Here is a 14,944-nt window from a genome sequence, read left to right as displayed (position 1 = left end):
AATATGAGTGAGACTAAATCCGTCTACACCGCCTACCAAGGCAATACCTATCTCTTCGGAGGCAATGCGCCTTACGTTGAGGAAATGTACGAGAACTACCTGGCCAATCCAGGCAGCGTTCCCGACAGCTGGCGCGAATACTTCGACGCCTTGCAACACGTTCCTGCAGTCGATGGTTCATCTGCCAAAGACGTTCCCCATTTGCCCGTCATCAATGCTTTTGCCGAACGCGCCAAACAAGGTGGCACCAAAGTCGTCATGGCCAGTGCCGATGCCGAAATGGGTCGCAAGCGGACCGCTGCACAGCAGTTGATTGCGGCTTATCGCAATGTGGGCCAACGCTGGGCCGATCTTGACCCCTTGAAGCGCACTGAGCGCCCCAACATTCCCGACCTCGATCCAGCCTTCTATGGCTTTACCGATGCCGACCAAGAAACCGTGTTTGACACCAGCAACACTTTCTTTGGTAAAAATTCCATGCCCCTGCGCGAATTGCTCAATGCTTTGCGCGAAACATATTGCGGCACTTTGGGCGCCGAATTCATGTACACCACCGAGCAAGCTGAAAAGCGCTGGTGGCAACAAAAGTTGGAGAGCATTCGCAGCAAGCCCAACTTCAATGCAGACCAGAAAAAACACATCCTCGAACGCTTGACAGCGGCAGAAGGTTTGGAGCGTTTTCTCCACACCAAATACGTTGGACAAAAACGCTTCTCATTGGAAGGTGGCGAAACTTTCATCGCCGCCATGGATGAACTGATTCAAGCCGCTGGTGAAAAAGGCGTTCAAGAAATCGTGATTGGCATGGCCCACCGGGGTCGCTTGAATGTGTTGGTCAACACCATGGGCAAGTTGCCCAAGGATTTGTTTGCTGAATTCGATCACACAGCGCCCGAAGATTTGCCAGCAGGTGACGTGAAGTACCACCAGGGTTTCAGCTCTGACATCAGCACACGCGGTGGCCCTGTTCACTTGTCATTGGCGTTCAACCCTTCACACCTTGAAATTGTGAACCCTGTGGTTGAAGGTTCTGTGCGTGCCCGTATGGACCGCCGTGCCGACCCACTGGGCAAGCAAGTGCTGCCCGTGTTGGTGCACGGTGATGCTGCGTTTGCAGGTCAAGGCGTGAACCAGGAAACGTTGGCGCTGGCCCAAACCCGTGGTTACTCTACAGGTGGTACGGTTCACATCATCATCAACAACCAAATTGGTTTCACCACATCCGATCCTCGCGACATGCGTTCTACGGTGTATTGCACGGACATCGTGAAGATGGTGGAAGCGCCTGTGTTGCACGTCAATGCAGACGATCCAGAGACTGTTGTGTTGGCCACGCAAATTGCGCTCGAGTACCGCATGACCTTCAAAAAAGACGTGGTGCTCGACATCATCTGCTTCCGCAAACTGGGTCACAACGAGCAAGATACGCCTAGCCTCACACAGCCGTTGATGTACAAGAAAATTGCAGCACATCCCGGTACGCGCAAGTTGTTTGCCGATCGTTTGGCGGCACAAGGCTTGGGTGACACATTGGGTGATGACATGGTCAAAGCCTGCCGGGCAGCTTTGGATGCGGGCAAGCACACCGACGAAGACGTTGTGTTGACCAACTTCAAAACAAAGTTCTCTGTGGACTGGGCGCCTTTCTTGAATCAGAAATGGACTGATGCTGGAAATACGGCAATTCCATTGGCTGAATGGAAACGCATTGCCGAAAAAATCACCACCTTGCCTAGCACTGTGACACCTCATCAATTGGTGAAAAATGTGTATGACAACCGTGCCGCCATGGGCCGTGGCGATATACCAGTCGATTGGGGCATGGGTGAACACATGGCCTTCGCCTCCTTGGTGGCCAGCGGTTACCCCGTCCGTTTGTCTGGAGAAGATTGTGGCCGCGGTACCTTCACGCACCGTCATGCTGTGATTCACGATCAGAACCGTGAAAAGTGGGACACAGGTACTTATGTGCCTTTACAAAACGTCACAGAAAACCAAGCGCCCTTTGTAGTGATCGATTCGATCTTGTCTGAAGAAGCAGTGCTCGGTTTTGAATACGGTTACGCCTCCAACGACCCCAATACCTTGGTGATCTGGGAAGCCCAGTTCGGCGACTTCGCCAACGGCGCACAAGTGGTGATCGACCAGTTCATTGCTTCGGGTGAAGTGAAGTGGGGCCGTGTGAATGGCTTAACACTCATGTTGCCTCACGGTTATGAAGGTCAAGGCCCAGAGCACAGCTCTGCGCGCTTGGAGCGATTCATGCAGTTGGCGGCCGACACCAACATGCAAATCGTTCAGCCCACTACCGCCAGCCAAATCTTCCACGTGTTGCGTCGTCAAATGGTTCGCAATTTGCGCAAGCCATTGATCATCTTCACACCGAAGTCTTTGCTGCGCAACAAAGATGCCACATCACCTTTGTCTGAGTTCACCAAGGGTGGCTTCCAAACCGTGATCCCCGAAAACAAAGCACTCAAGGCCGACAAGGTGAAACGTGTGTTGGTGTGTTCAGGCAAGGTCTACTACGACTTGGTGAAAAAGCGTGAAGAATTGGGCGCTGACGACACGGCCATTTTGCGTGTCGAACAGTTGTACCCATTCCCACACAAGGCTTTTGCTGCCGAAATGAAAAAGTATCCCAATGCTACAGAGTTGGTGTGGACGCAAGACGAGCCACAAAACCAAGGTGCATGGTTCTTTGTTCAACATTACATCCACGAGAACATGACAGAAGGTCAGCGTCTGGGTTACTCCGGTCGTGCGGCTTCCGCATCGCCTGCTGTGGGTTACTCACACCTCCACCAAGAGCAACAAAAAGCTTTGGTCGACGGCGCATTCGGCAAACTCAAAGGCTTTGTGTTGACCAAATAAGGTCAGACGCAAACATCGATTGAACCTATTTAGAAAGAATTGAAATGGCTATCGTAGAAGTTAAAGTTCCGCAGTTGTCTGAGTCCGTGGCTGAAGCCACCATGCTGCAATGGAAAAAGAAAGTGGGCGACAGTGTTGCTGCCGACGAAATTTTGATCGAGATTGAAACCGACAAAGTGGTGTTGGAAGTGCCTGCACCTTCTGCGGGTGTTTTGTCTGAAATCTTGGTGGGCGACGGCGGTACCGTCACCGCTGAGCAACTCATTGCACGCATTGATACAGACGGCAAAGTGGCTGCCGCAGCACCTGCCGCCGCCGCTGCGCCAGCACCTGCCGCCAGCGCACCTGCTGCAGCACCCGCTGCTCAAAGCACCAGCATGGCGGGTGTGGCAATGCCTGCCGCAGCCAAGCTGATGGCCGACAACAACTTGGCCGCTGGCTCTGTTGCTGGTTCTGGCAAAGATGGCCGCGTCACCAAGGGTGATGTGTTGTCCGCAGTTGCCGGTGGTGCTAAACCTGCTGCGCAAGTGTCTATTCCAACTGGCGTGCCCACATCGTCATTGCCACAAGTGGCGGCACCTGCAGTCAACTTGGGTGATCGCCCAGAGCAGCGCGTGCCCATGACACGTTTGCGTGCCCGTGTGGCCGAGCGTTTGTTGCAATCGCAATCGACCAATGCCATCTTGACGACATTCAACGAAATCAACATGGCGCCCGTTATGGAAATGCGCAAGCGCTTCCAAGACAAGTTTGAAAAAGAACACGGCATTAAGTTGGGCTTCATGAGCTTCTTCGTCAAAGCTGCGGTTCATGCTTTGAAGAAGTTCCCTGTGCTCAATGCATCCGTTGACGGCAACGACATCGTTTACCACGGCTACTTCGACATTGGTATTGCTGTAGGTTCACCCCGCGGTTTGGTGGTACCTATTTTGCGCAACGCCGATCAAATGAGCTTTGCCGACATCGAGAAGAAAATTGCTGAGTTTGGTGCAAAAGCCAAAGACGGCAAGTTGGGCATTGAAGACATGACCGGCGGTACGTTCTCCATCTCCAATGGCGGCACCTTCGGCTCCATGATGTCCACCCCCATCATCAACCCACCCCAGTCTGCCATCTTGGGTGTGCACGCCACAAAAGATCGCGCCATGGTTGAAAACGGTCAAGTCGTGGTTCGCCCCATGAACTATTTCGCCATGTCTTACGACCACCGCATCATTGACGGCCGTGAAGCTGTCTTGGGCTTGGTGGCCATGAAAGAAGCGTTGGAAGATCCATCACGCTTGTTGTTTGACATCTAAGAACTGATTAGGAATAAGCATGAGCAAACAATTTGATGTGGTCGTCATTGGTGGCGGCCCTGGTGGTTACATCGCCGCCATTCGTGCTGCCCAATTGGGTTTCCAAGTGGCGTGCGTCGACGAATGGAAAAACGCCGCAGGAGGTCCAGCGCCTGGCGGTACGTGCACCAACGTTGGTTGCATTCCTTCTAAAGCTTTGCTGCAGTCTTCCGAGCACTTCGAGCAAGCCAACCATCACTTTGCCGATCACGGCATTGAGATGAAGGGTGTCAGCATGGACGTGGCCAAGATGATTGCCCGCAAGGACAATGTTGTGAAGCAAAACAACGACGGCATTTTGTACTTGTTCAAAAAGAACAAAGTGTCTTTTTTCCACGGCCGCGCTGCATTCAGCAAAGCGGTTGAAGGTGGCTACGAAGTGAATGTGACTGGCGCAGCCAACGAAACTTTGGTGGGCAAGAACATCATTGTGGCCACAGGTTCCAATGCACGCGCTTTGCCAGGTACACCCTTTGACGAAGTCAATGTGTTGTCCAACGACGGCGCTTTGAAAGTTGGCGCAGTCCCCAAGAAATTGGTGCTCATCGGTTCCGGTGTGATTGGTTTGGAAATGGGTTCTGTCTGGCGTCGTCTGGGCTCAGAAGTCACCATCCTCGAAGGTTTGCCAACCTTTTTGGGCGCAGTGGACGAGCAGATTGCCAAAGAAGCCAAAAAAGCATTTGACAAGCAAGGTTTGAAAATTGAACTCGGCGTCAAAGTCGGTGAAATTCAAAACGGCAAGAAGGGCGTCAAAGTGGCCTACACCAATGCCAAGGGCGAAGCCCAGAGCATTGATGCAGACAAGCTGATTGTCTCCATTGGCCGTGTGCCCAACACCATTGGTTTGAACACCGAAGCAGTGGGCCTCCAATTGGATGAGCGCGGTGCCATTGTGGTTGACGCTGATTGCAAAACCAATTTGCCAGGCGTTTGGGCTGTGGGCGACGTTGTGCGTGGTCCTATGTTGGCACACAAAGCCGAAGAAGAGGGCGTTGCTGTGGCCGAGCGCATAGCGGGTCAGCACGGACACGTCAACTTCAACACCATTCCTTGGGTCATTTACACCAGCCCTGAAATTGCATGGGTGGGGCGCACTGAGCAGCAACTCAAGGCGGATGGCGTGGCTTACAAAGCGGGTACGTTCCCATTCATGGCAAACGGTCGTGCACGTGCCTTAGGTGATACCACCGGTATGGTCAAGTTCTTGGCTGACGCCAAGACTGATGAAATCTTAGGCGTTCACATCGTGGGCCCCATGGCCAGCGAGTTGATCTCTGAAGCCGTTGTGGCCATGGAATTCCGTGCCAGCGCTGAAGACATTGCCCGTATTTGCCATGCGCACCCCTCATTGAGTGAGGCCACCAAAGAAGCTGCTTTGGCAGTGGACAAACGGACCTTGAACTTCTAAGTTTTTGAAGTCTCGTTAAACTACGAAGCCCGGGCCAGTCCCGGGTTTTCTCATTCCAAAGATCCATTCAAACAAAGCATTTGCCCATGTCCGTTCGCTCAGCCTATGACCAAGAACTTCTGAACAGAGGCTACCAGGCGGACCCTGCACAACTTCGTGCCGTGGACGCTTTAGAGCGCTGTGCGCAAGAATGGGCGGCTTATCAAGAAAGCATCAAAAGCCCGCTGCGGTTTTTAAAGAAAAAACCTGAGTTGCCACGTGGCGTTTACATGTTTGGGGGTGTGGGTCGCGGCAAAAGTTTTTTGATGGACTGCTTTTACAACGCGGTTCCCGTCAAAGATAAAACGCGCTTGCATTTTCACGAGTTCATGCGCGAAGTTCACCGTGAGTTGGCCTTGATGCAAGGCACCGTCAATCCCTTGGATGAACTGGGTCGACGCATGGCGAAACGTTACCAACTCATTTGTTTTGATGAGTTCCACGTGGCCGATATTACCGATGCCATGATCTTGCACCGTTTGCTGGTCTCGCTTTTTGAAAATGGCGTGAGCTTTGTCACCACCTCCAATTTCAAACCCGACAATTTGTACCCCGATGGCTTGCACCGAGATCGATTGCTGCCAGCCATTGCGCTCTTGAATCAGCGCATGGAAGTGCTGAATGTCGACAATGGCACCGACTATCGTCGCCGTACCCTAGAGATGGTGAAGCTTTACCACTGTCCATTGGGCTTAGAGGCTGATGCTGAAATGGCGGAAGCTTTTACAAGACTGGCCAGTGGCCCTGATGAAGATCCGATTCTTCACATTGAAGCGCGCGAAATCACCAGCAAACGACGCGCCGGTGGCGTGGTTTGGTTTGACTTCAGAGCCTTGTGTGGCGGACCACGTTCTCAAAACGATTATTTGGAAATTGCCACCCAGTTTCATACCGTTCTTTTGAGTAACGTGCCCATGATGCCGCCCCGCTTAGCATCAGAAGCAAGAAGATTTACATGGTTGATCGACGTTCTGTACGACCGTCGTGTTAAATTGATCCTTTCCGCCGAGGTAGAGCCTGAAGCGCTCTACACCGAAGGACCTTTGGCCCACGAGTTCCCGCGAACCATTTCACGCTTGCATGAAATGCAGTCTTCTGAATTTTTGGCACTGGAACACCGAACCGTCGATACGCACATCACATGACATTGACATTTCCACTGCGTCACCTGATTGGCATGCTGGCCTTGTTTGGCGGTGTTGCTGTGTGTGCACAGTCAATCAATGTCACAGCACCAGAGCTTGGTGACATTCAAGCGCAGCGGGCTGCCATTGAGCAAGAGAAAAAGCAAGTTCTCGATCTATTTCAAAGCACATCAAAAGCCTGCTGGCAAAAGTTTGCGGTGAACGACTGCTTGGCGCTCGCCAGACGCCAAAAATACCAAGCCTTGGCGCCTTTGGATCAACGCGAGATTCAACTCAATGCCAAAGAGCGAGAGTTGAAAGAGCTAGACCGTCAACAACGCTTGTCGGACAAGGCCAGCAGCAAAGGCGCTAATTGATTTCTTACATTGAATCAGTTGCCAGTGCCTTCACGCCAACAGGCGTTTTGGCGAATGCCAATTCGCAATTCAAACCGAGGGCAGGGCAAACAGAGATGGCCTTGGCTGTGGCTGAAACCATCGCCGCAGGGGGCGAGTTGGTTGTTGAAGCAGGTACCGGCGTCGGTAAAACTTATGCTTACTTGGTACCAGTTCTTTTAAGTGGTCAACGTGCCTTAGTGTCCACGGCCACCAAAGCACTTCAGGATCAACTGTTTTCACGCGACATTCCCAGACTGATTGATGCATTCAACCTGCCCATCCGAGTGGCCTTGCTCAAAGGTCGTGGCAGTTATTTGTGCACACAGCGCTTGTCGCAGGCGCGGCAAAGCAGCGATGCCTCCTTGCGCGTTCATGCGCATGCACTCAGCAAAATTGAAACGTGGGCTCAGTCCACGCGCACGGGCGATTTGTCAGAACTGTCTGGCCTAGACGATCGATCACCTGTTATTCCATTGGTCACCTCCAATCGAGACAACTGTTTGGGATCGCCGTGCCCTCAATTCAAATCTTGCCATGTGAACCTTGCCCGCAAAGAAGCCATGGCAGCCGACGTGGTGGTCATCAACCACCATTTGTTTTTTGCAGATTTGAATGTTCGCGAAACCGGTATGGCTGAACTGCTGCCTTCTGTTCAAGCTGTGGTGTTTGACGAAGCACACCAACTCAACGAAATTGGCATCAATTTTTTAGGTAGGCACCTAAGCACCAGCCAACTGCTGGAATTGACACGCGATATTTTGGGTGCGGGTGTGCAATTGGCCAGAGGTTTGGTTGATTGGAATCTCATTTGCAGTGTGCTCGAAAAGTCCACTCGCGATTTGCGCCTGACGGCGCAACACGCCAGACCCGGCTCTCGCTTGCGATGGGCAGAGCCCATTCCCGATGAGATTGAAACGGCAGACTGGCTCACAGCCATGGCGCAATTGGAGGTGGCCTTAAATGCCGCACAAGCAGCCTTGGACACTGTCAGCGAAATGGCCCCCGACTTTGTGCGCTTGCATGAACGGGTTGGTTTGCAATTGAAGTTGTTACAAGATTTCCAAGCGCCTTGTGCTGAAGGTTCAGTTCGCTGGGTGGAGGTCGGTACTCAGATGCGCTTGGTCGAGTCTCCACTGGACATTTCGCGAGCGGTTCAGACGCACATGATTCAGCGTGTTGAGCAGGCTCCAAGCCTTGAAAAAACGCAAGATGTAGCCTCACCAACTCAAGCGCAACGTGCTTGGGTCTTCACGTCTGCCACTTTGGGTGAAGATGCGCAAATGCGCTGGTTCACCGAGCCTTGCGGACTTGGGGATGCGCGCAAGCTTCGAGTGGCCAGTCCGTTTGATTATGAGTTGATGTCTGCACTTTATGTGCCGCAGGGCATGCCCAAACCCAACGATTTCAACCACACGCGCAGCGTGGCCAGTTGGGTCGAAAAATACGCCAGACAATTGGGCGGCCGCACCTTGGTCCTCACCACCACCTTGAATGCCATGCGCAATATTGGTGAAGCCCTCACTGCTTCTTTAGGGCACAGTGGTGAATTGGAAATTTTGGTGCAAGGCCAAGGCCCTAAACGACGCTTGATGGAGCGATTCAGGGAGGGCGCCAGCCAAGGCGGCTTGGGTTGTGTGTTGGTCGCTTCAGCCTCTTTTTGGGAAGGCTTTGATGTGCCAGGAGACGCACTTCAATTGGTGGTCATTGACAAATTGCCGTTTCCACCGCCCAACGACCCTTTGGTTGAGGCGCGTTCACTGCGCCTTGAACTGATGGGGAAAAGCTCGTTTTCAGATTACAGCGTGCCAGAGGCCGCAGTGGCATTGAAGCAGGGCGCTGGTCGTTTAATTCGAAGTGAAACCGACACAGGTTTGCTGGTGGTGTGTGACCCCCGCCTGACGGGCATGTCCTATGGCAAACGACTGTTGGCTTGTTTGCCACCCATGCGCAAAATCAGCAACGAAGCAGATTTTGAATTGGCATTGACTCAACTCACCAAAATTTCCACCACGATCCCGACTTCTGATTCACAGGTGTAGGAGGCGTGGGGAAATTTTTGTCCAATACACGTTGGGCATCTTCCTTGAGGTTTTGCATTCCCAATGCGTCATAAGACTTGATCAAAATGTCCAAGGCTTCTTTGATGGCAGGAACGCCCGGGTAATCTGTGATGGCCAATTGCGCACGGTTCACGGCGGCCACATAAGCACCTTTGCTGTAGTAGTAGCGCGCCACATGAACTTCGTAGGAAGCCAGTGAATTGACGATGTAGGTCATTCGCTGGCGTGCATCAGGGCTGTATTTGGAATCAGGAAAGCGCGTGATCAATTCTTTGAAAGACTCAAAGGAATCTTTGGCAGCCTTTTGGTCACGCTCGGACAAGTCTTGTTTGGTAATGAAAGAGAACAGTCCCAAGTTGTCGTTGAAATTAACCAAGCCTTTGAGGTACAAGGCGTAATCGACGGCGGGGCTGGCGGGATGCAATTTGAGAAACCGATCCAGTGTGGCAATGGCCTGCACTTTTTCTGTGGCGCGGTATTGCGCATAAGCTTTTTCAATTTGAGCTTGCTGCGCCAATGGCGTACCTGCAGCGCGGCCTTCCAATTTATCGAACAACATGGCTGCGCGGTCCCATGCCCCGGCATTGACCTCATCACGGGCCTCGCTGTAAATCTTTTCGGGGGCCCAAGCCGCCGTGGGATCAGCAGGCGTGCTTGAACATCCTGTCAGGAATGTGGCGGCCAAGCCAACAAGCGTAAGCGCAAGCACCGATAATCTGATCTTCAACATCTGGCAACCTTGGAAATAAACCAAATTGATTATATCGAGCCCCTCAGATCTAGACGAGACTGATGATCTTGTGGACGAAGCCTTGGCGGAGCAGGGTGCTCATACGCCGCAAGTCGAGATTCGCGACATCGTGGTGGGCCCTGATTTCCATGGGCAGCGGATCGACCGCCTGTTGGTTTCTGCTGTGCCTGAGTTTTCCAGAAGTTATTTGCAGCAGCTTTTAGAGGATGGTGCCGTCACCCGTGCTGGCCAGCCCGCCCTGAAATCATCGCTGAAGGTCAAAGCCGGCGAGGCTTGGACCATCGAACTCAGGGCCACGCCCCAGTCTCAGGCCTTCAAGCCAGAGCAAATGGATCTGAAAGTTGTCTATGAAGATGCCCACCTCCGGATCATTGACAAGCCTGTGGGCATGGTGGTTCACCCAGCGCCTGGGCATTGGTCAGGGACATTGATGAATGGGCTTTTGGGTCTTGATTCCCAATTGATGGATTTGCCCAGAGCGGGCATCGTGCACAGGTTAGACAAAGACACCAGTGGTCTGATGGTGGTGGCCAGGACGCGCCAAGTCATGGATGCCTTGGTTAAAAAAATAGCGGCACGGGAGGTGAAACGTCAGTACTTGGCCATCAGTGACAAAGCTTGGTCAGGTTCTAAACAAAAAACTGTGGATTTGCCCATCGGGCGCGATCCTGCGCAGCGCCTTCGCATGGCGGTGGTGGATTTGGCCAAAAACTCGGGAAAAACAGCCACCACCCATTTCCATGTGCTGGCCCAAAGTGAGCAGGGCGTCTTGGTGCGTTGCATTCTGGAGACGGGGCGTACGCACCAAATTCGGGTCCATATGGCCTCTCTTCAATTGCCTTTGGTCGGCGACAGCCTCTATGGCGGTAGCGCAGAGCCCCTGATGCCAAGGCAGGCCTTGCATGCAGAGCAACTCGCCTTTGAACACCCCATCACTGCTGAAAAACTGAGCTTTCAGTCTGCCTTGCCCTTTGATTTTCAAGATTTGCTGAAGGCTTGGTCGCTCAGTTACAATGAAAATACCTGATTCCAGGCCCGAGTGGTTCTTCTGAATGGCTCGAATTCTTTTGATGTCTCGCACCGAGTGGCCTTGTGCCCTTGTAGGTTTTTTACCTCACACCGTGTGCGTTTCAGTTCGCGCTCTATGCGCATTTATCCCGGAAGACTGACACCATGAATACGGCTCAGGCCAAGCGTGTCCTTGAAACAGCGTTGCTTTGCTCAACACAGCCCGTCACAGTTCGTGACATGCGCGTGTTGTTTGAAGACGCTCTAGGCGCTGACACCCTTAAAGTTCTTTTAGAAGAGTTGCAACTTGACTGGGCCGAGCGTGGCTTGGAACTGGTCTCTGTCGCCACTGGATGGCGCTTTCAAAGTCGCCCCGAACTTCGCATGTATCTGGACAGGCTCAATCCTGAGAAGCCCCCCAAGTACACCCGTGCCGTCATGGAAACCCTGGCCATCATTGCCTACAGACAGCCAGTGACACGTGGCGACATGGAAGGCATTCGCGGTGTCACCATCAACACCCAAATCCTGAAGCAGTTGGAAGATCGCGGATGGGTTGAGGTGATTGGTCACCGAGAGTCTGTTGGACGGCCTGGTCTCTATGCAACCACGCGTCAATTCCTTGACGATTTGGGCTTGTCATCCTTGGACCAGTTGCCTTTGTTGAGCAGCGTCGAAGGACAAGCTGCTGTGTTGGCCACTTTAAATCCAGCAGACGAAGACGGTACCCAAACTTCCTTGTCTTTGGATGAGGCCTTGGTTGCAGTTGAGACGACAGCAGATACGGTTGTGGATACGGCTTCCCTCAGCCATGACGCAGCCGAAGCCATTGATCCTACCGACACCCATGCGCCATCTGCGGATGCGCCAGAAAGCCCACCCCATGACTGAATTGCCTGAGGCACCGGATTCGCCCAATGAGCCAGACAGTTCTGAAGCGCTCAATTCTGCAGTTCAACCACAGGATGTGGATCACGACATCTTCCGGCCGATCGCCATCGAAGACGTGGTGTCTGGACAATTTGACCAAGCGGCTGAAGGCCTTGTTTCACCCCTTTTAACCAAGCGTGTCTTGGCGCCCCAAGCCGAGTCGCCCAAGCTTCACAAAGTCTTGGCACAAGCCGGTTTAGGTTCTCGCTTAGAGATGGAGCAGTTGATCTTAGAGGGCCGTATTTCTGTGAACAATGAGCCAGCGCACATTGGTCAACGCATACAGTTTGGCGATCAGGTCAAAGTCAATGGCCGTCCCATTCGTGTCCGCATTGATCCGCCGCCACCCCGGGTCATTGCTTATCACAAGCCTGCGGGTGAAATCGTGTCGCACGATGACCCTAAAAACCGACCCACCGTGTTTCGCAAGTTACCGCGTTTGCAGCAAGGCAAATGGCAGTCTGTGGGGCGCCTTGACTTGAACACAGAAGGTTTGTTGCTGTTTACCAATTCAGGTGAGTTGGCCAACCGTTTAATGCATCCACGTTTTGGTTTAGAGCGCGAATATGCAGTGCGCGTTTTGGGTGCACTAAGCAACGAGGAAAAGCAAAAATTGTTAGACGGTGTCATGTTGGAAGACGGCATGGCCCAATTTGGCTCGATTGAAAACGGCGGGGGTGAAGGCTCCAACTGTTGGTACCGAGTCACCATTTCCGAAGGCCGCAACCGAGAAGTGCGCCGCATGATGGAGGCTGTTGGACATGCGGTCAGTCGCTTGATCCGCATTCGCTACGGCGCCATGGTCCTGCCTCACGGCTTGCGCCGGAGCACCTTCATGGAACTGGACGAAGCAGACATTCGTGCGCTAACGCATGCCGCCAACAAAGCGGGTGCTGCACGCGATGTGGAGGACGCCCTAACGGCCAAACCTGCACGTCCTGAGGGTCGGCGAACCCAAAATCCGCGCAATCGTGCATTTGGCGCCAAAAAACCTGGCCAAGGCGCAGGAGGCCAAAGACGTGGTCAAGCCCAAGGCGGACAACCTGACCCCATGAAAACATCTGTTGGCTACATTGGTGCCGACAGTTTCAGCCGGCAGCGCAAGGAACAAGGACCTGGCGGCCGCTCTGGGGGGCCACGCCGCAACGGTGGACGCAGCCGCTAAGCTTTTTGAAGTCGGCTTTTCAAAGGGCAGCCCACATTGGCTGACAAATCCTTTTCACCTATGGGGAAACCCCTAGGTCGGGTTAGAATAGCAGGCTTGCTTTAGTGCAACCCCGCTTTAAAAACTCAGTTTTTAAGATCCATTTTTAAAATAAATTTGAGGAATCTCATCATGGCAATCGAACGCACACTGTCCATCATCAAGCCTGACGCAGTCGCTAAAAACGTCATCGGTCAAATCTACGCTCGTTTCGAAGCTGCTGGCCTCAAAGTTGTCGCCGCCAAAATGGCACATTTGTCACGCGGTGAAGCGGAAGCCTTCTACGCTGTTCACAAAGAGCGTCCTTTCTTCAAAGATTTGGTTGACTTCATGATTTCCGGTCCTGTGATGATTCAGGCTTTGGAAGGCGAAGGCGCCATCTTGAAAAACCGCGACCTGATGGGCGCTACAGATCCTAAGAAGGCTGCTCCTGGCACCATTCGCGCTGACTTCGCTGACAGCATCGATGCCAATGCCGTTCACGGTTCTGATGCCGCTGAAACCGCTGCTGTTGAAATCAGCTTCTTCTTCCCAGGCATGAACGTTTACTCACGTTAAGAACTGCTGAGTTTTTTCAGCCCTTTCCCAGCGGCATAGAAACTTCATTCTTCCGCGATGACGGCCAACCTTCTTGATTTTGACCTTGAAGGCTTGGCCGTTTTTTGTGAAGGGCTGGGCGAAAAACGTTTTCGCGCCACCCAACTCTTTCGCTGGATTCACCAGCGCGGCATGTCCCAGTTTGACGACATGTCCGACCTTGCCAAGTCCCTCCGAGAAAAGCTCAAAGTACATGCCCATGTGGCGGCTTTGCCCATTCTTTCTCAACAAATTTCCAAAGACGGCACCATCAAATGGTTGTTTGATGTGGGCAATGGTGATGCTGTAGAAACCGTTTTCATCCCTGAAGATGACCGTGGTACTTTGTGTGTTTCTTCGCAAGCGGGGTGTGCGGTAGGCTGTCGGTTTTGCTCAACGGGACATCAAGGCTTCAGCCGCAATCTCACCACTGCAGAAATACTGGCGCAACTTTGGTTTGCCGAACATTTTCTGCGCAATTATCTGAAGCAAACTGACCGTGTCATCTCCAATGTGGTCATGATGGGAATGGGCGAGCCTTTGCAAAATTATGCTGCCCTTGTTCCCGCATTGAAAGCCATGCTCGACGATCACGGCTATGGCTTGTCAAGGCGTCGCGTCACCGTGTCGACCTCGGGCGTGGTGCCCATGATGACGCGTTTGTCTCAGGATTGTCCTGTGGCATTGGCCGTTTCTTTGCACGCACCCAACAACGTGCTGCGAGACAATTTGGTCCCTCTCAATCGCAAATATCCTTTGGATGAATTGCTTTCCGAGTGCACGCTTTATTTGGCCAAAGCACCACGCGATTTCATCACGTTTGAATATTGCATGTTGAAGGGCGTGAACGATCAACCTGTACACGCACAAGAATTGGTGCAGTTGATCAAACGCCATGCCGCGCTGGGTTTGCGTTGTAAATTCAACTTGATTCCCTTCAATCCCTTCAAAGAATCTGGATTGTTGCGGTCAGACGATGTCACTGTCGCCAAGTTTGCTGAAGTCCTCATCCAAGCAGGTTTTGTTACCACAGTTCGAAAGACGCGGGGCGATGACATTGATGCGGCTTGCGGTCAACTGGCGGGTGATGTCAAAGATCGAACCGACGTGGCCAGCCGGATTGCCCAGCAGCGCGCAGTGCCGGTTCAGTGGGTTTCAAAACCCACAACCCCAAAACCCGATCTGTCTTGATGCCTTACAGCTTGCCAACCCCCTCATTGAAGGGGGGTTTTGGC

At 52.8% G+C, this 14,944-nt stretch carries 12 protein-coding genes; 11 read left to right on the top strand and 1 reads right to left on the bottom strand.

The genetic code is table 11. The features are described 5' to 3' along the window. Positions 1–3: 3 nt before the first annotated feature. The 6 genes from L103DPR2_RS09205 to L103DPR2_RS09180 all read left to right on the top strand — a co-directional run bounded on the left by L103DPR2_RS09205 (position 4) and on the right by L103DPR2_RS09180 (position 9,219). The gene (locus L103DPR2_RS09205; protein ID WP_055360820.1) at positions 4–2,874 is read left to right on the top strand and encodes a 2-oxoglutarate dehydrogenase E1 component; all 2,871 of its coding nucleotides are present in this window, start codon (positions 4–6) and stop codon (positions 2,872–2,874) included. A gap of 44 nt (positions 2,875–2,918) precedes the next feature. Continuing rightward, a complete protein-coding gene (gene odhB / locus L103DPR2_RS09200; RefSeq protein WP_055360819.1) occupies positions 2,919–4,172 on the top strand; it encodes a 2-oxoglutarate dehydrogenase complex dihydrolipoyllysine-residue succinyltransferase in 1,254 nt (417 codons plus the stop codon). 19 nt (positions 4,173–4,191) lie between these two features. After that, a complete protein-coding gene (lpdA, locus tag L103DPR2_RS09195) occupies positions 4,192–5,619 on the top strand; it encodes a dihydrolipoyl dehydrogenase (RefSeq protein ID WP_055360818.1) in 1,428 nt (475 codons plus the stop codon). A gap of 86 nt (positions 5,620–5,705) precedes the next feature. Further along, positions 5,706–6,803 (top strand): cell division protein ZapE, encoded by a 1,098-nt coding sequence (gene zapE, locus L103DPR2_RS09190; RefSeq protein ID WP_055360817.1) that lies wholly within the window; start codon positions 5,706–5,708, stop codon positions 6,801–6,803. Then, the gene (locus tag L103DPR2_RS09185; protein WP_055360816.1) at positions 6,800–7,159 is read left to right on the top strand and encodes a hypothetical protein; all 360 of its coding nucleotides are present in this window, start codon (positions 6,800–6,802) and stop codon (positions 7,157–7,159) included. Before zapE ends, L103DPR2_RS09185 begins: the two co-directional genes overlap by 4 nt. Then, positions 7,159–9,219 (top strand): ATP-dependent DNA helicase, encoded by a 2,061-nt coding sequence (locus tag L103DPR2_RS09180; protein WP_055361958.1) that lies wholly within the window; start codon positions 7,159–7,161, stop codon positions 9,217–9,219. Before L103DPR2_RS09185 ends, L103DPR2_RS09180 begins: the two co-directional genes overlap by 1 nt. Here the strand turns inward: L103DPR2_RS09180 and L103DPR2_RS09175 are convergent. Beyond that, positions 9,173–9,970, bottom strand: a complete 798-nt coding sequence (locus L103DPR2_RS09175) for an outer membrane protein assembly factor BamD (protein WP_055360815.1) — start codon at positions 9,968–9,970, stop codon at positions 9,173–9,175. The two genes, L103DPR2_RS09180 and L103DPR2_RS09175, sit on opposite strands and share 47 nt — an antisense overlap. Before the next feature lie 70 nt (positions 9,971–10,040). Between L103DPR2_RS09175 and L103DPR2_RS09170 the strand changes: the two genes are divergently transcribed. From L103DPR2_RS09170 to rlmN, 5 genes are all read left to right on the top strand, one after another. Further along, complete coding sequence (locus L103DPR2_RS09170) at positions 10,041–11,018, top strand: RluA family pseudouridine synthase (RefSeq protein WP_156339882.1); 978 nt, start codon at positions 10,041–10,043, stop codon at positions 11,016–11,018. Between the two features lie 146 nt (positions 11,019–11,164). Next, positions 11,165–11,890: an SMC-Scp complex subunit ScpB gene (scpB, locus tag L103DPR2_RS09165; protein ID WP_055360814.1), complete on the top strand. Its 726-nt coding sequence runs from the start codon at positions 11,165–11,167 to the stop codon at positions 11,888–11,890. Next, entirely contained in the window at positions 11,862–13,094 is a 1,233-nt protein-coding gene (locus tag L103DPR2_RS09160) for a pseudouridine synthase (protein ID WP_442915077.1), read from the top strand. The genes scpB and L103DPR2_RS09160 overlap by 29 nt, the downstream gene beginning before the upstream one ends. 171 nt (positions 13,095–13,265) lie before the next feature. Further along, positions 13,266–13,691: a nucleoside-diphosphate kinase gene (gene ndk / locus L103DPR2_RS09155; protein ID WP_055360813.1), complete on the top strand. Its 426-nt coding sequence runs from the start codon at positions 13,266–13,268 to the stop codon at positions 13,689–13,691. Between the two features lie 57 nt (positions 13,692–13,748). Then, positions 13,749–14,900, top strand: coding sequence for a 23S rRNA (adenine(2503)-C(2))-methyltransferase RlmN (rlmN, locus tag L103DPR2_RS09150; RefSeq protein ID WP_055360812.1), 1,152 nt, complete (start codon positions 13,749–13,751; stop codon positions 14,898–14,900). Positions 14,901–14,944 lie beyond the last annotated feature (44 nt).

It is taken from the genome of Limnohabitans sp. 103DPR2, from assembly GCF_001412575.1.
GTDB lineage: Bacteria > Pseudomonadota > Gammaproteobacteria > Burkholderiales > Burkholderiaceae_C > Limnohabitans_A.
The sequence above is the reverse complement of the archived record's forward strand: the minus strand, read 5'-3'. Positions and strand labels throughout refer to the sequence as shown.

Coding starts and splice junctions, on each gene's coding strand:
- rlmN (WP_055360812.1), top strand. CDS start 13,749: ATGACGGCCAACCTTCTTGATTTTGACCTTGAAGGCTTGGCCGTTTTT.
- L103DPR2_RS09205 (WP_055360820.1), top strand. CDS start 4: ATGAGTGAGACTAAATCCGTCTACACCGCCTACCAAGGCAATACCTAT.
- odhB (WP_055360819.1), top strand. CDS start 2,919: ATGGCTATCGTAGAAGTTAAAGTTCCGCAGTTGTCTGAGTCCGTGGCT.
- ndk (WP_055360813.1), top strand. CDS start 13,266: ATGGCAATCGAACGCACACTGTCCATCATCAAGCCTGACGCAGTCGCT.
- lpdA (WP_055360818.1), top strand. CDS start 4,192: ATGAGCAAACAATTTGATGTGGTCGTCATTGGTGGCGGCCCTGGTGGT.
- L103DPR2_RS09160 (WP_442915077.1), top strand. CDS start 11,862: ATGCGCCAGAAAGCCCACCCCATGACTGAATTGCCTGAGGCACCGGAT.
- zapE (WP_055360817.1), top strand. CDS start 5,706: ATGTCCGTTCGCTCAGCCTATGACCAAGAACTTCTGAACAGAGGCTAC.
- L103DPR2_RS09175 (WP_055360815.1), bottom strand. CDS start 9,970: ATGTTGAAGATCAGATTATCGGTGCTTGCGCTTACGCTTGTTGGCTTG.
- scpB (WP_055360814.1), top strand. CDS start 11,165: ATGAATACGGCTCAGGCCAAGCGTGTCCTTGAAACAGCGTTGCTTTGC.
- L103DPR2_RS09185 (WP_055360816.1), top strand. CDS start 6,800: ATGACATTGACATTTCCACTGCGTCACCTGATTGGCATGCTGGCCTTG.